Here is a 20,325-nt window from a genome sequence, read left to right as displayed (position 1 = left end):
GCGGTCTTAGAATCAGCATATGGATCTGAGTGCAGAGGCTCTTCGCGGCTACATCGATTACCTGCGCGACATGGGCGTCTATGACATGTACCGCCAGGGCGACCCGGCGGACAGTTCTGAACTGCAAACCTGGCTCAAGACCCTTGCGCCTGCTGTCGCTGCAGGCGCGACCGCAGCGCCGGTGGCTGCACCTCGCGCCGCTGCGCCGCCCCTCAGCCGTCCGTCCGCACCCGCAGCTCCGCAACGGCCTGCACCCGTGCGTCCTGCGACGCCCGCGTCACGGCCCGGAGCGGGACCGGACATTGTCATCGCAGCACCAGCGTCGGCAGCGCCCATGCGTGCGGAAGCGCCGGCCATTGCGCCGCCGACCTCCGCGCCCTTCGACGATTTCATCCCAGAGACTGGACCCTTCGCTCCGCCATCCATGCCGCTTGTCAGCTTCAACCAGCTCGCCCCTCTTCCGGCGTCTCGCATTACACCCCAGGACAAGGCAGCCGCGCTGCAGTCGGTTCGCGACATCATCGGCGACTGCACACGCTGCCCGCTGGCCTACGCCGGTCGTCACAGCATCGTCTTTGCAGACGGCGATCCGAACGCCCAGTTGATGTTTGTCGGGGAAGGACCCGGCGCCGATGAGGATGAGAGTGGTATTCCTTTTGTCGGCAAGGCCGGCCAGCTGTTGAACAACATGATTAACGCGATGGGACTCAAGCGCGAACAGGTCTACATTGCGAACATCGTGAAGTGCCGGCCGCCGAAGAACCGTGTGCCGGAGCCGGTGGAGGCGAATACCTGCTCACCATTCCTGCTGCAGCAGATCGACATCGTGCAGCCAAAGGTCATCGTGGCGCTGGGTGCGACGGCAGCGACGTACCTGCTGGGCCTGAAGCAGCCGCTGGCCGGTCTGCGTGGTCAGTGGCACGACGTCCGCGGTGCAAAGTGCGCGGTCACCTATCACCCGGCGTTTCTGTTGCGCGATCCGCGGCAGAAGGGCGAGGCGTGGAAGGATCTGCAGCGCGTGATGGTCGAACTCGATCTAAAGCCGCCGGCGCGCGCCTAGAAACTCATCGCTGTCCTGCAATCGTGCGGGCGATCTGCGCGAAGCCCTGCACGATGGGCCGCGTCTCGCCCCTGCGATAGGCCAGCTCCACCTGGCTGACCTCGGTCGCGCCGCGCAACGGCAGGCAAACGACGCCGTCCATCGCGACACTGCTCACGCACTCCGGCGCGATCGACACCCCGAAGCCAACGGAGATGAGCGCCAGGATGCTCACCCAGTTCGACGCCTCCTGGACGACGCGTGGGCGGAAGCCGGCTTCGCCGCACAGGCTGAGGGGCTTATCCCATGCCAGCGTGCCCGCAGATTTCGCGTGGAAGACGAATGGCTCGTTGCGCAGGGCCGTTGCGGCGATGCTGCGCTGTTTTGCGCGCGGATGATCCGCGGGCACTACGGCGATGAATCGCTCGGAGAACAGCACTTCCGTGTGCAGATCGGGATGCGGATCGCTGTCGCGCAGCAGCCCCGCGTCAAGCGTTCCGCTGGTCAGTCCCGCAACCACGCGCGAGGTAAAGGACTCATGCAGTTGCAACTGGACGCGTGGATAGGCGGCGCGATAGCCCTTTAGCACCGCGGGCAGACTGCCCAGCATGCCGGATCCGATGAAGCCGACGTTCAGTGATCCGCTTTCGCCTCGGCCGATGCTGCGCGCCTCTTCCACATCGTGCTGCACGCCGCGCAGGGTGCGGCGCGTGCGCTGCAGGAAGATTTCACCCGCGGCGGTCAGGGCTACGGAGCGCGAGGTCCGCAGGAAGAGCGGAGCACCGATGATCTCCTCCAGCTTGCGAATCTGCTGTGATAGCGCGGGCTGCGCCAGGTGCAGCCGCAGCGCGGCACGGCCGAAATGGAGCTCTTCCGCTACCGCTGTGAAGTAACGCAGGTGTCGTAACTCGATGTCTGCATTCATATCTGCAGAGTATCAATCAAGACGATCAAGATATTGGACGCCCACCATCAGCGACGCTAGATTTGAGCAACAGGAGTTCGCAATGACCACGACCACGATCGAACTGACGATGCGCCCCATGGCAACCGCAGCGGATGCCGAAGCCTTTCGCACGCTGAATGAAGAGTGGATCTCGAAGTGGTTCCGGATTGAAGCAAAGGATGCCGCCACCCTAGGCGATCCACAGGGCAAGATCGTCGCGACCGGCGGCCAGGTCTACGTGGCTGTAGACGGCGAACGGGTTCTTGGGACGGCGGCACTCATCCGCTTCGGCGACGGCATCTATGAGCTGTCGAAGATGGCCGTGGCGCCGGAGACACGCGGCCAGGGCGTCGGACGCAGACTGCTCACGTACATGCTGGAGCAGGCGCGCGACCTGGGGGCTCACACGGTCTTCCTGGGCAGCAGCACGAAGCTGAAGAACGCCGTGCACCTCTACGAATCTCTGGGCTTCCGGCACGTACTGCCGAGTGAGCTGCCGGAGATGAAGTACGACCGCGCCGATGTCTTCATGAAGATCGACCTCATTTAGCGCGGACCCGCAAACGACCTAAACTAGAGCTGTGCCCCTGTTTGTCGATGTTGCGTTACCTGTGCCGCTGGAGCGGGCCTTTACCTACTCGGTGAATGGCGCGGACGCGCCTGCCGTGGGCGCGCGCGTGCTGGTGCCGTTCAGCGGGCAGCGACTGATGGGCGTTGTGATTCGCGTCCATAGCGTCCAGCCCACCGATGGCTTTGAGATCAAGCCGGTACAGCAGGTGCTGGACGACGCGGCACTGCTGCCCGATGAACTGATGAAGCTGGCCGAGTGGATCGCGCAGTACTACGTCGCCCCACTGGGCGAGGTGCTGCGCGGCATGCTGCCGCTGAATGCAGAGATCCGTCGCACGCTGCTCTACCGCATCGCCGAGCAGGGTCGCCGCGTGCTCTACGAGGGCGCTGCCAAAGGCTCGTCGCGCCGCTCAAAGCTAACGCCGGAAGATCAGAACAAAGAGTATGCCGTCCTCAACGCGCTCGAAAGCGGTGGCGCCGTCAAACTGACGTCACTCCGCAGCTCCACCGGTGCGAACAAGGCGCTGCTCGAGGGCATGGTAAAGAAGCGCTGGCTCACTCGCGAGGTAGAAGCGGATGAGCGCGACGCCCGTCGGCTGGAGAAGATCGCCGTGCTGGTGGACGACGTTCGTCTGCCAAAGCTGAACGACAACCAGATGAAGATCATGGTGGAGTTAAGCGCGGTGGGCGGTCGGCTGCGTGTGCAGGATCTGCGTTCGTTCGGTGTTCCGCAGTCCACACTGGCAACTTTGGTGAAGCGCGGCCTGGTGCGCGTGGAAGAAGCGACTGAATCGTTTCATTTAGGCGGCGTGCACGCACCCGGCAAGAAACATGCGCACGAACATGCACTCAACGAAACGCAAACCGAAGCGCTCGCAGGCATCGCCGCAGCCATGAGCGAAGGCGGCTTCAAGCCCCACCTGCTCTACGGCATCACCGGCAGCGGCAAGACCGCCGTCTACTTCGCAGCGATGCGCCGCATGCTGGACGCAGGCAAAGCGTCGCTCCTGCTGGTGCCGGAGATCGGCCTGACGCCCGCCATGGCCGGGCAGATGCACGCTGCCTTCAGCGATGAGGTCGCACTGCTGCACTCGCAACTGTCGCCGGACGAGCGCGCAGAGCAGTGGCACCGCATTCGTCGGGGAGAGGCGCGCATTGTCGTAGGGACACGCTCTGCGGTCTTTGCGCCTGTGCCCGCGCTGGGTTTGATCATCGTCGACGAAGAGCACGACGGCAGCTACAAGCAGGAAGAGACGCCGCGCTACAACGGTCGCGATGTTGCGGTGATGCGTGCGAAGCTGCTCGGCATCCCGGTTGTGCTGGGCTCGGCGACGCCGTCGCTGGAGAGCTGGAACAACGCGCAGAATGGCCGCTACGCACTACTGAAGATGGAGCAGCGCGTGATGGATCGTCCGCTGCCCGCGGTGGAACTGGTGGACATGCGTGCGGAGTTTGCGCAGACCGGCGCGGAGAATATCTTCAGCCGACGATTGATTGAAGAGACGCAGGCGACGCTGGACCGCGGCGAGCAGGCGATCATCCTGCTGAACCGTCGCGGCTACAGCTACGTGGTGATGTGCCGTGCGTGCGGCGACAAGATTGAGTGCGAGAACTGCGCCATCGCCATGACCTTCCACAAGCCGGTCGTGGACTCCGACTTACACGCGGAACCGGGCGAGCGGCTGGAGTGTCACTACTGCGGCTACCGTCGCACCGTGCCAAAGACATGCCCGAAGTGCCAGAGCGAACACCTGTACTACATGGGCGCCGGCTCGCAGCAGGGGGAAGAGCGGCTGCAGGAGATCTTTCCCGCGGCGCGTATCGGCCGCATGGATCGCGACACGGTGCGGGGCCGCGGCGACATGGAACGCCTGTTGCAACGCCTTCACTCGGGAGAGATAAACCTGCTGGTGGGTACCCAGATGATCGCCAAGGGACACGATATTCACGGCGTGACGACGGTCGGTGTCGTCGGCTGCGATCATGCGCTGGGCATGCCGGACTTCCGCGCGGCCGAGCGTGTCTTTCAACTGCTGACGCAGGTAAGTGGACGTGCCGGCCGTGGCGATCTGCCGGGTAAGGTGCTGGTGCAGAGCTACCATCCCGATCACTACGCCGTCCGCATGGCGGCAGAGCATGACTACCTGGGCTTTGCGCGGCGCGAGATGCAGTTTCGCAGGCCGTTCTTTTACCCGCCGTTCGGCGTGCTGGCGAACGTGCTGGTGCAGTCGCAGGAGCTGAATGAGGCGCTGGCCTGGAGCGGGCAGCTTGGCCGCTGGTTCGCGGGGCGAACGGTGCAAGGCGTGCGCGTTCTGGGTCCTGCGGCAGCGCCTGTGGCGCGTTTAAAGCGCATCTACCGCTTCCACCTGTTGCTGAAGGCGCAGAGGCGCAGTGACCTGCAGGCGGGTCTGCGTGCCATGCTGCAGCACGCAGAGGCTCAGGGAATTCCCCGCAAGGCGCTTGTGGTGGATGTGGACGCGATCAGTCTGATGTAAAGCGGCGGCTACGTCGTGGGCTTGTCGAGGACCTGAAGATCCTTGCCTGGCTTGAAGCGGACGGCGCGGCCTGGTTCGATATCGACTTCCGTCCCAGTGCGCGGGTTGCGGCCGATGCCTGTCTTGCGAGGCTTGACGGTGAAGACTCCGAAGCCACGAAGCTCGATGCGTTCCCCATTGGTGAGCGCCTTCTTCATGCCCTTCAGAATCTCTTCGACGGCCTGCTCGGCGCGTGTGCGAGGTAGACCGGTGCGATCGACTACTCGTTGGATCAGGTCCTGCTTGATCACGTTGCTGTCCCTTTCCGGCTCTCGCGGCCGCTATCACTGGGCGCTTCGTCCGATGTTAGGAACGACGGACGCTGGTGTCAACCATTGTCGAGCGGAGAGTTCCACGTGGGAAGATGGAAGCTGTAGTTGTCGTAAGATGACACGAAACGAAAAGCATACGCCACGCGTGTATTAGTGGCAGGGAGTTGCATGTCGATCAAGGCCGATAAGTGGATCCGCGAACAAGCCGTCAAGCACGGCATGATCGAACCGTTCAGTGAGAAGCAGGTAAGCGCAGGCTGCATCTCGTATGGTCTGTCGTCCTACGGATATGACCTTCGCGTCTCGCGTGAGTTCAAGATCTTCACCAATGTAAACAGCGCCATCATTGATCCGAAGGCGTTTGATGAGCGCTCGTTCGTCAGCGTGGAAGCAGAGAGCGTCATCGTCCCTCCGAATTCATTTGCACTGGCGCGATCGATCGAGTACTTTCGCATTCCGCGCGATGTGCTGACGATCTGCGTTGGAAAAAGCACCTACGCGCGTTGCGGCATCATCGTGAACGTGACCCCGTTTGAGCCAGAGTGGGAGGGTTTCGTTACGCTGGAGATCTCAAACACAACGCCGCTGCCTGCGAAGATTTATGCCAATGAAGGCCTGTGCCAGATTCTGTTTTTCCAGTCGGACGAAGTGTGCGAGACCAGTTACGCTGACCGTAACGGCAAATATCAAAAGCAGCAGGGAATCGTCCTGCCGAAACTTTAGGGGCGCATGAACGCAACGGCAGAAAAGACGAGGACGCGACTTCGTGTGGGCGTGTTGTCAAGCGATCCACTCCGCGTTGAGGGGTTGCGTGCGCTGCTGTCCGAAAATTGTGAACTGTTGCAACTGACCGCGCCAGATACTCTTCGCGAGGGTGACCTGTCGATGGTCCTGATCGACACGCGCGAGGAAGACCTGTTCCCGATGATGGCTGCCTTCCGGCGTGCGAGGCCGGGCCTGCGGCTGATCGTTCTCGGCAGCCGCACCGATCCATCGTTCATTCAGCGTGTCGTGGCGGGTGGCGCCAAGGGCTATCTGCAGTACACGGCCAGCCCGCGTGAGATCACGATGGCTGTAGAAGTAGTTGCGGACGGTTCCATCTGGGCGCCGCGGAAGGTTTTAGCCAGCCTGATCGACACAATTGCGCCGGATGAACCGCGACCGCCGGATATTAAGCTGACACCACGCGAACGCGAGGTGATTGACCTCTTGATTGACGGTCGCGCCAATCGCGAGATCGCCTCAACACTGGGCGTTGAGACGAAGACGGTGAAATCGCATGTGGGCCGGCTGCTTCAGAAGTTCGGCGTTGCGAACCGGGTTGCGCTAACCGTTCGCGCCATCGAGATGCAGATCGACGGCGGATCCGCAACCTAGTCGACCTTCTTGTCATGCTCGCCGGTGGCACCGGAGCCCTCACGCTCCAGGACGTAGATATTGACCTGCTTGCCCAGCGGACCCACGGCTGTCTCCGTTTCCACCAGCGTCTTGCCGCCATCTTCCAGCGTGTAGCGCACACTGTTTGTGGTCTTCTGACCATTCAGTGTGGTGCCGGTCTCCGTCAGCAACATGGCGGTGCCGACGCGCTGAATGCGTGAGCGGAAGGTGATGTCCTCACCCTGCACGACGTGCGGTGTGGGTGAGTCGACGATGAGCGTGGTCTGCCACGCGTCCGGCTTACCCTCTTCGTCTGCCTGATGCGTGTGGATGTGGTGCCAGGTCTTGCCGTCGTACTGAATGATGGCGCGGCTCTCACCATTCGAACGTTGAACCACCTTGCTGCGCGTGGGGTTCAGCACCCAGGTGCCGGAGAACGCAGGAAGCGTGGTGGTGGCCGCCCCACGGGTACTGTGGGTTGATTGTTGCGAAAGCAAGGCTGGCGGCAGAGCCAGCGCGACAAGAAGTAGAGACGATCTCATGCGGAGCAGTCTACTCAACCGCCGCAATCGCAGGCGAGCAGCGTTGTCTTGTGCCGTTGGGATAGGATGGGCCGCATGCCACGCGTCACCGATACCCAACGTCCTGCTGTCCCGGGCACGGCTGCGTGGATGCGTTCGAGTGGCAGGCAGTGGACGATCACTTCCTTTCCGAAGACGTTATCCGCTCTTCTCCACCTGGGTGCGGTGTTCGTGCTGGTGAATGCCTGGTGGCTGAGTGCTCCGCGTCTTAAACCTGCGGGCACAAGTACCGGGCAGCATGTCATGGTGACCTACAACCCCGGCAAGCCGGCTCCGCCAGTTCCTCATCGCGTGACGACTCACTCTCAATATCCGAAGACGACTCCTACTCCCGCCATGCCCCAGGATGCGAACGCAGCGCCGACGGTGCAGGGAAACGATGCGCTTGGAAGCGGGACCGTCAGTCTGTTGTACGTACAGGCATTCCCGGGTCAAAAGCCGGATCTATCCGGCGCAGGGGTAACGGGAGACGTGATTGTCGACGTCGAGATTGACGATACCGGGCACGTAGCCCAGGTACACGCGCGCCGCGGAATGGGAGCGCAGATCGATGATCTGGTCGTCGCTACCGTAGAGCGCTGGGTCTTTCATCAAGCTCTTCGCAACGGCATCGCAGTCCGCAGTGAGCGGGAGCTGCGTTTTCACTTCGACCGCCGTCGCGACGCGGACTGCGGATGGGAGTGCTTCGCGCTGGAAGAATAGGAACGCGTTCCAGTGACGCGAAATGGGACTTCGGTGCCGCTGTCAGTCCACAGACCTCCGTAACTTGCACGTTACTTCCGGACACCGCATCGTATACCTACGTAACACAGACCTGGGAGAAGAGGGGCTGTCGGCGAGGGTGAGAACCCAAACTGCAGCCCCCATTTTTTTGTTATGTCTGGTTTCCAGCAGACCAATTTGTTCGTTGCTGTTGGAGCGATTTCGATCGCATACAACTTGACCCGCCTCACTTCCATCTGAGGAAGTGATGTGTGCGCCTGCCTGAAGGTGCCGCAGAAAAGGTGATGACGATGAACCGTATCAAAGCTGCACTGTGTGCGTTGACGCTTGTAGCGACCGCACTCCCTGCCATGGCTGCCGACAAGGCAAAGCTCGATGAGCGCCTGACCGATTCGCAGAACATTTTGCACGAAATCATGGGTACGCCTGACAAGTCGATCCCCAGCCAGATTCTTAGTGGCGCAAACTGTGTCGTCGTGATCCCGGCCTTCAAGAAGGGCGCATTCGTTGTCGGCGCACAGTACGGTCAGGGTGTGGCGACGTGCCGCACCGGTCATGGCTGGAGCGCACCTGTGTTCGTGCAGCTCGCCGGCGGAAGCTTCGGCTTCCAGATTGGTGGACAGTCCACGGACCTGGTACTCGTTGCGATGAACCAGAACGGTCTGCAGCACATGCTGAAGAACAAGTTCAAGATTGGCGGCGACGCTGCTGCTTCGGCCGGCCCAGTTGGCCGCAACGCACAGGCTGGTACCGACTGGAAGCTGAATGCTGAGTTCCTCACCTACTCGCGTTCGAAGGGCCTGTTCGCCGGTATCGATCTGGACGGAACTGTTCTCTCGCAGAACCAGGACGATACGCGCACCTTCTACGGTTCGGCTCTGCCGTTCCGCACGGTTCTGGCCGGTAACGTACCGACTCCGCCTGATGCGAAGCCGTTCGTTGGCACCGTGGCAAAGTACTTCGTTTCAAGCCGCCAGTAGGTTGTGACGGACCGAGCATTGGAGGGCCCCGTTCGCGGGGCCCTTTGCTATTGCTGACGAATTACACTGGAGCCTTGAGCCTGACGCAATCATCGACGGGAAAAACCGTGACCGCACGCCAGCGTCTGGAATATGCAGCCGTGCTGGGCGCCGTCTCGCTGTTGCGTTTCCTCCCTCGCGGTCTGGCTCGTTCGTTGGGTGCAGCGATTGGCGGAGCAGCGGGTGCTCTTGCAGGACGGCTTTCGGGCACGGGTGATCGTAACCTCCAGTTGGCCTTTCCGAAGCTGTCTCCGGCGGAACGAAGCGCTGTGCTGCGTGGGACGTTTCGGTCGTTGGGCTGGCAGTTGGCGGAGTTCTGCCAGATGTCGAAGTACACCCCGGAATTCGTTCGCGAGCACGTCATGCGCTATGAAGGCCTGGAAAACTTCCTGGCGGCCGAGGCGCGTGGCAAAGGCGTCCTGGTACTGACCGGCCACCTCGGAGCTTGGGAGCTCTCCAGCTTCGTGCACTCGCTGCTGGGACATCCGATGGGGATGGTGATCCGTCGGTTGGATAATCCACTGGTGGACAACATGGTGAACGCGATCCGCTGCCAGCATGGCAACCGCGTTCTGCATAAAGATGACTTTGCCCGCGGCCTGATCAGCGCCATGCACAAGGGCGAGACGGTGGGCATCCTGATGGACACCAACATGACGCCGCCGCAAGGCGTGTTTGTGCCCTTCTTCGGCGTGCCGGCCTGCACGGCCAGCGGCCTCGCGCGGGTCGCCCGTAAGACGGGGGCGGCTGTTGTACCCGGTTTTCTTCTGTGGTCTGAGGAAGAAAATCGCTACGTGCTTCACTTTGGTGAGGAACTCAAGCTACAGCACACGGCGGACAATGAAGCGGACGCGCTTGCAAATACAGCTCTCTTTGTAGCGACCACCGAGGCCTACATTCGGCGCTTCCCGGAGCAGTGGCTGTGGCTGCATCGCCGCTGGAAGACACGGCCGCCGGGCGAACCGCCCATCTATGGTCGGGCCGCAAATGTTGGGCCTGCGAAGGCGGACACGGACGACAAGATGCTTGGCATTTCGACGGAGACACGGTAGCAATGGCGAAGACACACGAGATCGCGGAGTGGCTTGACGTTCCAGCCGAAGGTGTCGCCGACGCTGAGATTGAGCGTGTCGCCGCGCCGGAGTCTGCCGGGCCTGACGCCGTTGTCTTCGCGACATCAGCTGCTGCACTGACGGACGCGCTGGCGTCGACCGCTGGCTTGGTGCTGGTGAATACGAAGATTGCCGCGGATAAGAACAATTCGCGCATGCTGCGAGTTCCGGATGCGCGCCTTGCCTTTGCGATCGTGGCAGATCGATTGCGCCCGCGAGAGGTTGCGGAGATCGATCCGACAGCGAGCGTCGCAGACACGGCAACCATCGCGGAAGGTGTGTCGATTGGTCCGGGGTCGGTAATTGGGCGGGGCGTGTGCGTCGGCCGCGAGAGTCGCATTGGAGCGCGCGTTGTGATCGAGGACGGCGTCGTACTTGGCGAGCGCGTGCAGGTGCAGGCTGGCGTCGTGCTGGGGGCGCGCGGCTTCGGCTATGCGCGTCGGCCCGATGGTAGCTATCTCCTCTTTCCGCAGCAGGGCGCCCTGGTCATCGAGGACGATGTTGAGATTGGTGCGAACAGCACCATCGACCGCGGGGCGCTGGGTGAAACACGCATCGGCGCGGGCACGAAGATTGACAACCTGGTCCACATCGGCCACAACGTTCGTCTGGGCCGCAATGTCATCATCGCGGCGCAGACGGGCATCAGCGGGTCCAGCGTCGTGGAAGATGGCGCGATTCTTGGCGGTCAGGTTGGTATGGGAGAGCATGCGATCGTCGGACCCGGCGTCATACTGGGCGGCGGTGCTGGAGTGCTCAGCAATAAGAAGCTCTATGGTGCGGGCCAGGTCTTCTGGGGCCGGCCGGCGCGTCCGCTGAAGCAGTACCTGCGCGATCTTGCGCGGCTTAGCCGAGGAAACTAGAGATGCTGGTCGTCGTCGGTGGACACACGCGGAACATCGGCAAGACGACGCTGTCGACTCAGGTTCTCGGCGCGTTCCCAGAGATGCGCTGGACTGCTATGAAGATCACGCAGTACGGCCATGGTGTCTGCTCTGCCAATGGTGAAGCGTGCGATTGCGCGACCGCTGACCACTCGATTGCGTTCAGCGAGGAGCGAAGCCGCATCAGCGGTACGGACACCTCTCGCATGCTGGTTGCCGGCGCTGTGCGTGTCCTGTGGGTGCGCACGCAACAGGGCGACCTGGCGGCAGGTTCCTTGAGCGAAGCAATGCCGCGCCTGCGTAAGGAGATTGCAAAGGCGGAGAACATGCTGGTGGAGTCCAACAGCATCCTGCGGTTCCTTCGGCCCGATCTCTACCTTGCGGTGCTGGATCCAACGGTCGCCGACTTCAAGCCGTCGGCGCTGCGATATCTGGATCGAGCAGATGCTCTGTTTGTGCCGAATGGCACAGATCTGAAGAGAGCAAAATGGCAGGGGATCGCGCCGGCGGTCTATCAGGGGAAGCCTGTCTTCGAACTGCGCGAGGACGCTCTGGGCAGCGATGCTGAGGCGTGGCTCATCGCCAGAATGTCACCGCTCCGCCCGGAGATATCAGCGACCAAGATGTTGCACCTCCGCAAGACTAAACCCGCCGCTGAAGAGCCGACCGCAAATTCCAAATGAGAAGAGCCGCCCGGATGGGCGGCTCTTCTTTGAAGCGACAGCAGTTCTTAGTTGGCAACGTTGGTCGATGCGTCAATGTATGCAACGTCGTTCGCCGTGCCCTGGACTGTGATGTTGGTGTTGTCGATCTCGGAGCCATCGACGGTGTTGAAGGCATGGACCTGACCGCCGTAGGCCGTGTAGACCTTGTTCAGGCTCTCGACCCAGCACAGGCCAGTCAGGCTGCCGTAGTAGTACTGGTCCAGGTTCTCGTTGGGATAGGGAACACGAGTGGCGCCGTTGGGCGTTACGGCCGGCACGATGGCGGCAGCCCTATTCGTGATGTCGTAGCGGGTCAGGCAGTTGTAGTTCTGTCCCAGGTGATAACGCTCACCGCTGGCACAGTTGTTGGAGCCGATCCAGAGCGTGTTGTTATCGGCGAAGAGCATCTTGGTGTGCTCACCGTCGGAGATCGAGAAGGTCTGTGAGACCGTCTTGGTCGACAGCGGAATGACCGACAGATTGCCGGCGAAAAAACCATCCGATTGCAGCGACTGGCCTGCGACATACAGCGTGTTGCCGTCCGAGAGCGCAGCGGTCACACCGCCGGGTACGTTCGTCGTGCTGACAACCGGCGAGGTGTATGCGGCGCTGGGCGGGTAATAGTCGACGCGCAGGTTGGCGAGGTTGGCGAAGTTTACGCCGGGGACGTCGTCACCCGTGGCGGCAGTTCCGCCGCACTCACGACCGCAGCTCAGAAAGTAGACCTGTGTGCCATCGGGCGAGAAGTAGGCGTTGACCGGGCGGTGGAACGAGGGCTCACGAACACTGCCGTCGCTCTGCGTGGCGCCTACAGGGACCACGCAGTAGGTGGGCTTGTTCACGGGCTGACAGGTCAGCGCATTCGGCGGCGCCACCTGGTCGGCGTTCAACTGCAACAGGCGATAGACCATGTTGGAGTTCCGCAGCATCATCAAGATCACGGTATGTGAAGGATTCGCGACGATGCGATAGACGCTCGGGACAGCAAAGCTGAGGTTTGTATTGATCGAATTGACCGTGGCAGAGGCAGTCGCGGGCGTGGAGATGTTCACCGTGCCGGTGCGCTCTGTCGCCGTGTAGACCGACTGGGTGTCCAGCGGAACGAAGTACGACGACACCACACCCGTACTCGTGGTCGTCGGCCCAAGGCCAGCTTCCGTGGAGTAGTTGATGGTGTTGACATTGCCGTCGCTGCTGTAGACGAAGCCGCGAGTCTGCTCTGGGTAGTTAATGATCGACTGCGCCTGGCCGCTAAACGCCGAGATCGTCGTGGTGCTGTTCGCCACGTAGACGTTTGAACGGATGTCGCGCTTGGCGTCAAGAATCTGCAGCGCGCCGGAGAGCGCACTGTTTTGAGAGATAGCGACCATCACGCGCTGGGTCAGTCTCGAGGGCGGAACAGGCCGGCCGGCGAACTGATTCTCAGTGGTCTTGTAAGGGCGGTATCCACAACCCGTCAGCAATGTGACAGCGGTAGCAAATAGAAGGGCGGTTGCAGACCGCGCAACGGAAACACTTTTCAACGGAAACCTCAACGGTGCTGCGGGAATTCTCCCTTGCCGCGCCCTGCCGAAGTATACCAAAGCAGACCGGAGCCGATGGGGAACATGTGTATGACGCAGTAGGATGAAGGATAGCGACCAGACATGTCCGAGACCAAAACACAGCCCCAGACCCATGATGTAGAACGACTCTTCGGTCCTGCACCCGTCCTGTGTGACGGTGCGATGGGCACAATGTTTTACGCGCGCGGCATCTTCATCAACCGCTGCTTCGATGAACTGAACCTGACTGACCCGCAGATGGTGCGGGATCTGCACGAGGAATACCTCGTAGCGGGTGCAGAGGTGATCGAGACCAACACCTTCGGCGCCAACGCCGTCCGTTTGAAGCGCTTCGGGCTGGAGGGCAAGGTTGCGGAGATCAACACCGCGGCGGTCCGCATCGCACGCGCCGCCGTGGATGGCGTTCGGGAGAAGCATGCGCATCAGGCCTTTGTAGCGGGTGCGCTGGGCTCGCTCGGATTCGACAAGAAAGACGCGGATCCGGCGATGATGCTGGCCGCCTACCGTGAGCAGGTCGATGCGCTGGTGGCTGCGGGTGTCGACTTGTTTGTCGTGGAGACGGTGACGTCGATGGCGCAGGCGAAGGCGGCGATCCAGGCGGCACGCGATGCCGCGCCGGATCTGCCGGTGATCGCGATGGTGACCGTTACGGATGCCGGCATCGTCGCGGATGGGACGTCGCCGGAGGACGCTGCACGTCTGTTTGAGGAGTGGGGCGCGCGGGCCGTCGGCTGCAACTGCAGCGATGGGCCGATGCAGGTGCTGGACACGATCGAACGCATGCGCAAAGTAACGAAGTTACCGATTGCAGCGATGCCGAATGCTGGTCTGCCGAACTGCGTGGACGGCCGCAGCATCTATCTTTCGTCGCCGGAGTACCTCGCCAGCTTTGCGCGGAAGGCGATGCGCCTGGGCGCAACCCTGATCGGTGGCTGCTGCGGTACGACGCCGAAACATATCAAAGCCATGCGCTCCAGCGTGAAGGCGATCCAGGCCCAGGCGGAGGGTGTGCTGTCTGCTGGTGCGAAGCCAACGGCAAGCGAGATTGCGCCGCCGCCGCTTGCAGAGCGTTCGCTGATCGGTGCACGAATTGCGCGCGGTGAGTTTGTCAGCATGGTGGAGATTGTGCCGCCGAAGGGCATCGACGCAACGCGTGAACTCGAAGGCGCGCGGATGCTGAAGCAGCTGGGCGTGCACGCGATCAATGTTCCCGACAGCCCGCGTGCGAGCACTCGCATGAGCGCGGGCAGCATGTGCCTGCAGATCGAGCAGAAGGTCGGCATTGAGGCGGTCATTCACTACACGTGCCGCGATCGGAATCTGCTTGGCATTCAGAGCGATCTGCTGGGCGCGTCGTCCCTTGGATTGCGCAACATTCTTTGCCTGACGGGCGATCCGCCGAAGATGGGCAGCTACCCGGATGCAACGGCGGTCTTCGATGTCGATGCCGTGGGACTGACGCGCATCGTGCGGGATATGAATCACGGGCTCGATATTGGTGGCGCATCCATCGGCTCAAGCACGGGCTTTGTCATTGCCGTTGCGGCCAATCCGGGCGTTCCGGATCTGGACGCTGAGGTGCGGCGCTTTGCGGCAAAGGTTGAGGCTGGTGCGGAGTTTGGCATCACACAGCCGGTCTTCGACATGCGCCTGCTGGAGACCTTTCTGAAGCGCATCGAAGGCTTCCGCATTCCCATTGTTGCGGGCATCTGGCCGCTTACCAGTGTGAAGAATGCGGAGTTCATGAAGAACGATTTGAAGGTGAGCATGCCGGACGAGATTCTGTCGCGGATGGCTGCAAACGCTGCATCGCCGGAGCATTCGCGTGCTGAGGGAATTCGCATTGCGCAGGAGATGTTGGCGGAGGCGCAGGGGATGGTGCAGGGTGTGCAGGTGAGTGCGCCGTTCGCGCGCTATGCCGCTGCTGCGGAAGTGCTGGAAGCGATGCTGTAGCGCGTAAGATCAGGGACGACGATGGCTACCTTTGAAGAACAGTTGAAGACGTTGGAAACAGTGGTGGAACGCCTGGAAAAGGGTGATCTGGCGCTTGAAGAATCGCTTGCGCTTTTTGAGCAGGGCGTTAAGCTTTCGGATGCCTGCAAGAAGGAGCTGGAGGCGGCGGAAGGACGCGTGGAAGTGCTGTTGCAGCGCGGCCGCGGCGAGCAGCGCGAGGCGGAAGCACTGGTGCTGGAAGAGGACGAATAGCGCCGTTCCCGCGCGCAGTTGAATCGATTCAGTGCCTGATTCTGCTACGATTCTCGCGCTATGAACAACCAGCGTCGCGACCTCCTGAAATTCTCCCCGCTCGCCCTTGCAGCCTTCATTCCAAGTCTCGCTACCGGGCAGACTTCGGGGGCGCCGCCGGTGGCCTCGCCGATGTTCTTCGACGTGCGGACCTACGGTGCGACGGGAACCGGGAAGTCGCTGGACACGCCTGGTGTTAACGCGGCGATTGCTGCGGCCAGCGCTGCGGGTGGCGGCACGGTGGTCTTCCCGGCCGGGACGTACCTTTGTTTCTCGATTCGGCTGAAGAGCAATGTGCATCTGTACCTGTCGCAGGGCGCGGTGATCCTGGCGGCGGAGTCGCCGAAGCCCGGCGAGACTACCGGGCAGATGGGCGGCGTCTATGACGCGGCCGAGCCGGTGACGAGCTACGACGCCTATCAGGACTACGGACATAACCACTGGCACAACTCGCTGATCTGGGGCGAGGGGATTGAGAATGTCTCGATCACCGGGCCGGGGCTGATCTATGGCAAGGGCCTTTCCTATGGTGCGGCCCGCGCACCTCGCGGGGACTATCCGGTGTACCGCGCGGAGCAGGCGGGCGTGGGCAACAAGGCGATTGCGATGAAGAACTGCCGCAACGTTACGTTCAAGGAGTTCCGTCTGCTGAAGGGCGGACACTTCGGCCTGCTCCTGACGGGCGTCGATAACCTGGTGATTGATGGGCTGCTGATCGACACGGATCGTGACGGCATGGATATCGACTGTTGCAAGAACGTGCACGTGTCGAACTGCACGGTGAATTCGCCGTGGGATGACGGTATCTGTCCGAAGTCGAGTTATGCGCTGGGTTACGCGCGGGCGACGGAGAATGTCACGATTACGGGCTGCACGGTCAGCGGCAATTACATGCTGGGCACCGTGCTGGATGGAACCTACAAGCATTTTGCGGCAGATGCGCCGATGGTCTATCGCACCGGCCGAATCAAGTGCGGCACAGAGTCGAATGGCGGCTTCAAGAACATCAGTATCAGTAACTGCGTCTTCGACGGCTGCAACAGCCTCTCGCTCGAGAGCGAGGATGGCGCGCTGTGTGAGGACATTGCCATCAGCAACATCACGATGCGCGATCTGATCTCCGGGCCGTTGTTCTTCCGTCTGGGCGCTCGTCTGCGCGGTCCCAAGCCCGAGACGAAGGTGGGAACGCTGCGCCGCATCGTGGTGCAGAACATCACCTCGTATAACTCGGACGCGACGCTGTGTAACATCCTGTCGGGTATTCCCGATTTCCCGATCGAAGATATCAAGATCAGTAACTTCTACATGCAGCACAAGGGTGGCGCTTCCGCCGAGAAGGCAAGGATCATGCCGCCGGAAGAGGTCGAGAAGTATCCCGATCCGGCGATGTTTGGGCCGATGCCTGCGGGTGGTTTCTTCCTGCGGCATGTGCGCCATCTTGAGATGAGTCATGTAGAGATCCAGCCCATGTCGAACGATGCGCGGCCTTCGTTTGTCCTGGAGGACGTGACCCGAGCGGACTTCTTCGCGGTAACCGCGCCCACGCCGAACGCGTTTGATCTGCGGCATGTGAAGGATGTGCGGGTGGGATGGAGCAGGGCGACGAAGGATGCTGTGATTGCGGATGCGGCAGGGCGGATGTTGTAGTTAGGCACAGCAGAGGCCGCTCTCCGAAGGCGTGTTGATTCGTGGAAACAGAAAAGCCCGCTCGTTTGAGCGGGCTTCTCTGTTGCTAAGGACCAACTAGATTTAGTTGGTGGGGTGGTGCGCGGGCTGTTGCCTTTGCACAAAGTGGTAGGGCGGCCAGGGGCCTGAGAGCTGCATCTGGCAGTCCTTTAGGAGGTCGGTGGCTGACGTGTACTTATTCTGGTAGCGCTCGACGTGCTTGCGATCGACGAGGTGTGCGATGTCAAGGAGCATCTTGCCTTCGCCGGCGCGCTTGCAGGTGACTTCTTCGGCGTCGGGCAGGAACATGCGGTGCATCTGGAGCTGCAGGGCGCGTGCCTTGCTCTGACGTTCGCGCTGGGCGCTGGCGTTTTCGCGGAGGCTTGCGAGGTATTCCTTGCCGACGGTGCCGGAGAGGACTTTGTGTGTCTCCGGGCAGGTGTCGTCAACGAGAACTTTGAGGTGCATTTCGGCCTTGCCGCGCAGTCTTTCCACGTTATGGATGAAGTGGCGGTGGTTTGAGCGGACAGAGCGGCGGAGGGCGTCGTCGTCGTCGAAGTGTGTGCCGAAACGGAAGGGGAGAACGGTGGAGTGACGGAAACACTCAGCGATGACGCGCGCATGATCGCGCTGTGCCTGCTGATCCATGCGGGCGTTATCTTCGTGGGTGTGCTCGGATACGACTACAGCGAGGTCACTGGCGGGGAAGACAAAGGTCTGGTTGCCGAATAGTCCGGATATCCCCGTGAGCGGCATGGGGCGACGGTGGCGAAGAAGCTCTGGAAAGGATGACCTTTCCGCGATGCAATATGCGTACCACGACATCTGCGTAACTCTCCCAAATGCACAACACGTTGTGCGGGTCGGCCGCACATACGTAGGACCATCCCGGTCCTGGGGAGTTCCAGGCGATTGCTGTCATACCCTGAACGAAGCGAATAGTAAGCGCACAAAACAACGGTTGGCAAGCGTCTTCTACCCGGAATTTCCGGGGAGCTTCGCTTTTCTTAGAAAGCCGTGAAAACGTTTTCTCTTCGATGTGGAAGCTTATTCGAGAATGCGCACGGCGCGGGTGCGCCAGCCGTAACGAATGGCGAGGAGTCGCAGGCCGAAACCGACGAGTGTCCCGATGCCTGCGGCGCGATTGACCGGGACACCGATACGCTGCACGCCCAGGAAAGCTGCTGCGGAGAAGGTGGCGACGAGAGCGTAGAGTTCGCCCTCCTGAAAGATGGCTGGCGAGCGGCCGCTGAAGAGATCGCGCAGCGATCCGCCACCGACGGCGGTGGCGACGCCGAGCATGAGGCAGGGCAGGAAGCCCAGTCCTGCGTTCATGGCTCGAGTGCTGCCGGCGACAGTGAAGAGTCCGAGCGCAAGCGCGTCGACGATGTTCATGAATGCCAGCATGCGGGGCCCGACCGTATGGCCGAAGACGATGGCGATGGTGGCGCCACAGAGCGCGTAGGCGAGGTAAGAGGGATGTTGCAGGGCCAGCGGTGGACCGTCGCCGAGGAGCACATCGCGGATAATGCCGCCGCCCACGCCACTGAGCAAGCCAAGCCCGAGAAGACCGATGACATCGTAGGTCGAACTGCGATCGCGGCGCAGGGATAACGCTCCACCAAGTGCGCCGAGAGAGATGGCCGCGATCTCGAAGTAGTGGAAGAAGACCTGCGAGATGATGGCGCGCGGGGGCAGCGGAATCCGCTCGACGATCTGCGGGAACTGGCCGATGATTGTGCTGACGAGTGCCATGGCGTTATAGAAGGATTTGGGAGGTCCCCCAGCTATGCTACCTACCATGGGTAACAAGATGTTTTTTGGAGACGAAGTTTTGCGGCGGAGTGTTGTGTGCGCAGTTTTTCTCGCGGTGCTGTCTGGCGGCACTACGATGGCTGTCGCACAGGCGACAACGGAGGCACCGCCGCCCGCGAAGGATGTGCTGGTGTTCACCAACGGTGACCAGCTGAGTGGGACGCTGCAGCGGAGCGCCGGCGACAACGTGGTATTCAAAAGCGACATGACCGGCGAGATCACGGTACCTCTTTCGAAGATCAAGGAACTGCGGACGCAGGGTGCGTTTGCTGTTCTAAAACACAATGATCCGGTTGCGGTATCGCAAAAGGTGGTGCCCGGGAAGATTGTGATGAACGGCACCGATGTGTCCGTGGTGACGAATGACGGGAACACCGGCGCGAGCGTGCCCGTGAAGGATGTTGCTTACCTGATCGACGCGCAGACCTTTGAGCGCGACCTGGCACACACGGTGAGTCCGTGGCAGGGCTGGGGCGGGACGGTCAATCTGGGAACGACCTTCTCGCAGTCGACGATCCATGGCGGTTCGCTCGCCGGTGGATTTTCGCTGATACGGCAGGTGCCGGTGCTGACGTTCTTCCGCGCGCGCAATAAGACGATCCTGAACTTTCAGGAGAACTATGGCGTTCTGACAACGCCGGCTGCGCTGGCGGGGACGACGACCGATGCCCAGTCGAAGACCAGCATCATGCATGCAGACGCAGAGCGTGATGAGTACTTCACGAAGACGTTTTATGTGCTGGCAGCGACATCGTTCGATCACAACTACTCGCAGAGCATGGATCTTCAGCAGATCTACGGTGGCGGCTTTGGATGGACGGCATTCAACACCGCCGTGCAGCAGTTGGATCTGAAGGCCGATGTGCATTACGAGAAGCAGCAGTTCTTCGATCGGTCGATCAATCAGAACCTGATCGGATCGACGTTTACGGAGAGCTATCGCCGGACGCTACCGCTGAAGATGACGTTCACGGAGCAGGCGGCGATCCTGCCTGCGTGGAACAACCTGAATGCGTATTCGGCGAACGGGACGACGACGCTGCTGGCGCCCGTCTTTCGGCGTCTGGGGATGAATGTGACCGCGACGGACAGCTTCATCAATAACCCGACGTCTGGGTATCAGAAGAATAGTTTTACCTTTTCGACTGGGCTTACTTATTCGCTGCGGTAGGGATTGTGGGCCCGCCTGGGAGATGGGGCGGGCCTTTCGTTCTCTTGCGCGTGTTTGCGTCTTCGCTGAGAGATTTTGTCGCGTGCCTTCAGCCCGCGGGATCT

20 protein-coding genes are annotated in these 20,325 nt (G+C 61.4%); 14 read left to right on the top strand and 6 right to left on the bottom strand.

The genetic code is table 11. The features are described from left to right. The first annotated feature begins 19 nt into the window (after positions 1 to 19). Positions 20 to 1,060, top strand: coding sequence for a uracil-DNA glycosylase (locus TERRO_RS13525; RefSeq protein ID WP_014786254.1), 1,041 nt, complete (start codon positions 20 to 22; stop codon positions 1,058 to 1,060). Between the two features lie 4 nt (positions 1,061 to 1,064). Here the strand turns inward: TERRO_RS13525 and TERRO_RS13520 are convergent, their stop codons facing one another. Beyond that, complete coding sequence (locus TERRO_RS13520; protein ID WP_014786253.1) at positions 1,065 to 1,964, bottom strand: LysR substrate-binding domain-containing protein; 900 nt, start codon at positions 1,962 to 1,964, stop codon at positions 1,065 to 1,067. 82 nt (positions 1,965 to 2,046) lie between these two features. On the opposite strand from TERRO_RS13520, the gene TERRO_RS13515 reads away from it, so the two are divergent. Together TERRO_RS13515 and priA are read left to right on the top strand one after the other, a co-directional pair. Continuing rightward, the gene (locus TERRO_RS13515; protein ID WP_014786252.1) at positions 2,047 to 2,535 is read left to right on the top strand and encodes a GNAT family N-acetyltransferase; all 489 of its coding nucleotides are present in this window, start codon (positions 2,047 to 2,049) and stop codon (positions 2,533 to 2,535) included. Positions 2,536 to 2,566: 31 nt separating this feature from the next. Then, entirely contained in the window at positions 2,567 to 5,050 is a 2,484-nt protein-coding gene (priA, locus tag TERRO_RS13510) for a replication restart helicase PriA (RefSeq protein WP_014786251.1), read from the top strand. A gap of 8 nt (positions 5,051 to 5,058) precedes the next feature. On the opposite strand, the gene TERRO_RS13505 is transcribed toward priA, so the two are convergent. Continuing rightward, positions 5,059 to 5,340, bottom strand: coding sequence for an HU family DNA-binding protein (locus TERRO_RS13505; protein WP_014786250.1), 282 nt, complete (start codon positions 5,338 to 5,340; stop codon positions 5,059 to 5,061). Positions 5,341 to 5,529: 189 nt separating this feature from the next. On the opposite strand from TERRO_RS13505, the gene dcd reads away from it, so the two are divergent. Together dcd and TERRO_RS13495 are read left to right on the top strand one after the other, a co-directional pair. Next, entirely contained in the window at positions 5,530 to 6,084 is a 555-nt protein-coding gene (dcd, locus tag TERRO_RS13500; protein ID WP_014786249.1) for a dCTP deaminase, read from the top strand. A gap of 6 nt (positions 6,085 to 6,090) precedes the next feature. Further along, entirely contained in the window at positions 6,091 to 6,738 is a 648-nt protein-coding gene (locus tag TERRO_RS13495) for a response regulator transcription factor (RefSeq protein ID WP_014786248.1), read from the top strand. Here the strand turns inward: TERRO_RS13495 and TERRO_RS13490 are convergent. Then, complete coding sequence (locus TERRO_RS13490; RefSeq protein ID WP_014786247.1) at positions 6,735 to 7,280, bottom strand: hypothetical protein; 546 nt, start codon at positions 7,278 to 7,280, stop codon at positions 6,735 to 6,737. The genes TERRO_RS13495 and TERRO_RS13490 overlap by 4 nt on opposite strands. A gap of 75 nt (positions 7,281 to 7,355) precedes the next feature. On the opposite strand from TERRO_RS13490, the gene TERRO_RS13485 reads away from it, so the two are divergent. The 5 genes from TERRO_RS13485 (at position 7,356) to TERRO_RS13465 (ending at position 11,740) form a co-directional block, all read left to right on the top strand. Further along, a complete protein-coding gene (locus tag TERRO_RS13485; protein ID WP_014786246.1) occupies positions 7,356 to 8,021 on the top strand; it encodes an energy transducer TonB in 666 nt (221 codons plus the stop codon). Between the two features lie 311 nt (positions 8,022 to 8,332). After that, positions 8,333 to 9,022 carry a lipid-binding SYLF domain-containing protein gene (locus TERRO_RS13480; protein ID WP_041593287.1) on the top strand — a complete coding sequence of 230 codons (690 nt, stop codon included), beginning with the start codon at positions 8,333 to 8,335 and terminating at the stop codon, positions 9,020 to 9,022. 74 nt (positions 9,023 to 9,096) lie between these two features. After that, positions 9,097 to 10,113 (top strand): lysophospholipid acyltransferase family protein, encoded by a 1,017-nt coding sequence (locus TERRO_RS13475; protein WP_245536093.1) that lies wholly within the window; start codon positions 9,097 to 9,099, stop codon positions 10,111 to 10,113. 2 nt (positions 10,114 to 10,115) lie between these two features. Next, positions 10,116 to 11,036 carry a UDP-3-O-(3-hydroxymyristoyl)glucosamine N-acyltransferase gene (locus TERRO_RS13470; RefSeq protein ID WP_014786243.1) on the top strand — a complete coding sequence of 307 codons (921 nt, stop codon included), beginning with the start codon at positions 10,116 to 10,118 and terminating at the stop codon, positions 11,034 to 11,036. 2 nt (positions 11,037 to 11,038) lie between these two features. Further along, positions 11,039 to 11,740, top strand: a complete 702-nt coding sequence (locus tag TERRO_RS13465; protein WP_014786242.1) for a hypothetical protein — start codon at positions 11,039 to 11,041, stop codon at positions 11,738 to 11,740. Positions 11,741 to 11,787: 47 nt separating this feature from the next. On the opposite strand, the gene TERRO_RS13460 is transcribed toward TERRO_RS13465, so the two are convergent. Then, positions 11,788 to 13,284 carry a hypothetical protein gene (locus tag TERRO_RS13460; RefSeq protein ID WP_014786241.1) on the bottom strand — a complete coding sequence of 499 codons (1,497 nt, stop codon included), beginning with the start codon at positions 13,282 to 13,284 and terminating at the stop codon, positions 11,788 to 11,790. Between the two features lie 123 nt (positions 13,285 to 13,407). On the opposite strand from TERRO_RS13460, the gene TERRO_RS13455 reads away from it, so the two are divergent. Genes TERRO_RS13455 through TERRO_RS13445 form a run of 3 tightly spaced genes read left to right on the top strand, consistent with a single transcriptional unit; the run spans position 13,408 to position 17,217 of the window. After that, complete coding sequence (locus TERRO_RS13455; protein WP_014786240.1) at positions 13,408 to 15,279, top strand: bifunctional homocysteine S-methyltransferase/methylenetetrahydrofolate reductase; 1,872 nt, start codon at positions 13,408 to 13,410, stop codon at positions 15,277 to 15,279. A gap of 21 nt (positions 15,280 to 15,300) precedes the next feature. Then, entirely contained in the window at positions 15,301 to 15,531 is a 231-nt protein-coding gene (gene xseB / locus TERRO_RS13450) for an exodeoxyribonuclease VII small subunit (protein ID WP_014786239.1), read from the top strand. 60 nt (positions 15,532 to 15,591) lie between these two features. Further along, a complete protein-coding gene (locus tag TERRO_RS13445; protein ID WP_014786238.1) occupies positions 15,592 to 17,217 on the top strand; it encodes a rhamnogalacturonidase in 1,626 nt (541 codons plus the stop codon). 102 nt (positions 17,218 to 17,319) lie between these two features. Here the strand turns inward: TERRO_RS13445 and TERRO_RS13440 are convergent, their stop codons facing one another. Continuing rightward, a complete protein-coding gene (locus TERRO_RS13440) occupies positions 17,320 to 18,060 on the bottom strand; it encodes a GvpL/GvpF family gas vesicle protein (protein WP_014786237.1) in 741 nt (246 codons plus the stop codon). A gap of 222 nt (positions 18,061 to 18,282) precedes the next feature. Further along, on the bottom strand, positions 18,283 to 18,990 hold the full coding sequence (locus TERRO_RS13435; RefSeq protein ID WP_014786236.1) for a trimeric intracellular cation channel family protein: 708 nt from the start codon (positions 18,988 to 18,990) through the stop codon (positions 18,283 to 18,285). A 46-nt stretch (positions 18,991 to 19,036) separates the two neighbouring features. Between TERRO_RS13435 and TERRO_RS13430 the strand changes: the two genes are divergently transcribed. Then, positions 19,037 to 20,221, top strand: coding sequence for a DUF481 domain-containing protein (locus tag TERRO_RS13430; protein ID WP_041592582.1), 1,185 nt, complete (start codon positions 19,037 to 19,039; stop codon positions 20,219 to 20,221). Positions 20,222 to 20,325: the final 104 nt, after the last annotated feature.

Source organism: Terriglobus roseus DSM 18391, assembly GCF_000265425.1.
In the GTDB taxonomy this organism is placed as follows: domain Bacteria; phylum Acidobacteriota; class Terriglobia; order Terriglobales; family Acidobacteriaceae; genus Terriglobus; species Terriglobus roseus.
The sequence above is the reverse complement of the archived record's forward strand: the minus strand, read 5'-3'. Positions and strand labels throughout refer to the sequence as shown.

Excerpts from the sequence above, each read along its gene's own strand:
- TERRO_RS13525 (WP_014786254.1), top strand. The coding sequence starts at position 20 with ATGGATCTGAGTGCAGAGGCTCTTCGCGGCTACATCGATTACCTGCGC.
- TERRO_RS13520 (WP_014786253.1), bottom strand. The coding sequence starts at position 1,964 with ATGAATGCAGACATCGAGTTACGACACCTGCGTTACTTCACAGCGGTA.
- TERRO_RS13515 (WP_014786252.1), top strand. The coding sequence starts at position 2,047 with ATGACCACGACCACGATCGAACTGACGATGCGCCCCATGGCAACCGCA.
- dcd (WP_014786249.1), top strand. The coding sequence starts at position 5,530 with ATGTCGATCAAGGCCGATAAGTGGATCCGCGAACAAGCCGTCAAGCAC.
- TERRO_RS13495 (WP_014786248.1), top strand. The coding sequence starts at position 6,091 with ATGAACGCAACGGCAGAAAAGACGAGGACGCGACTTCGTGTGGGCGTG.
- TERRO_RS13490 (WP_014786247.1), bottom strand. The coding sequence starts at position 7,280 with ATGAGATCGTCTCTACTTCTTGTCGCGCTGGCTCTGCCGCCAGCCTTG.
- TERRO_RS13485 (WP_014786246.1), top strand. The coding sequence starts at position 7,356 with ATGCCACGCGTCACCGATACCCAACGTCCTGCTGTCCCGGGCACGGCT.
- TERRO_RS13480 (WP_041593287.1), top strand. The coding sequence starts at position 8,333 with ATGAACCGTATCAAAGCTGCACTGTGTGCGTTGACGCTTGTAGCGACC.
- TERRO_RS13470 (WP_014786243.1), top strand. The coding sequence starts at position 10,116 with ATGGCGAAGACACACGAGATCGCGGAGTGGCTTGACGTTCCAGCCGAA.
- TERRO_RS13465 (WP_014786242.1), top strand. The coding sequence starts at position 11,039 with ATGCTGGTCGTCGTCGGTGGACACACGCGGAACATCGGCAAGACGACG.
- TERRO_RS13455 (WP_014786240.1), top strand. The coding sequence starts at position 13,408 with ATGTCCGAGACCAAAACACAGCCCCAGACCCATGATGTAGAACGACTC.
- xseB (WP_014786239.1), top strand. The coding sequence starts at position 15,301 with ATGGCTACCTTTGAAGAACAGTTGAAGACGTTGGAAACAGTGGTGGAA.
- TERRO_RS13445 (WP_014786238.1), top strand. The coding sequence starts at position 15,592 with ATGAACAACCAGCGTCGCGACCTCCTGAAATTCTCCCCGCTCGCCCTT.
- TERRO_RS13440 (WP_014786237.1), bottom strand. The coding sequence starts at position 18,060 with ATGTCGTGGTACGCATATTGCATCGCGGAAAGGTCATCCTTTCCAGAG.
- TERRO_RS13435 (WP_014786236.1), bottom strand. The coding sequence starts at position 18,990 with ATGGCACTCGTCAGCACAATCATCGGCCAGTTCCCGCAGATCGTCGAG.
- TERRO_RS13430 (WP_041592582.1), top strand. The coding sequence starts at position 19,037 with ATGGGTAACAAGATGTTTTTTGGAGACGAAGTTTTGCGGCGGAGTGTT.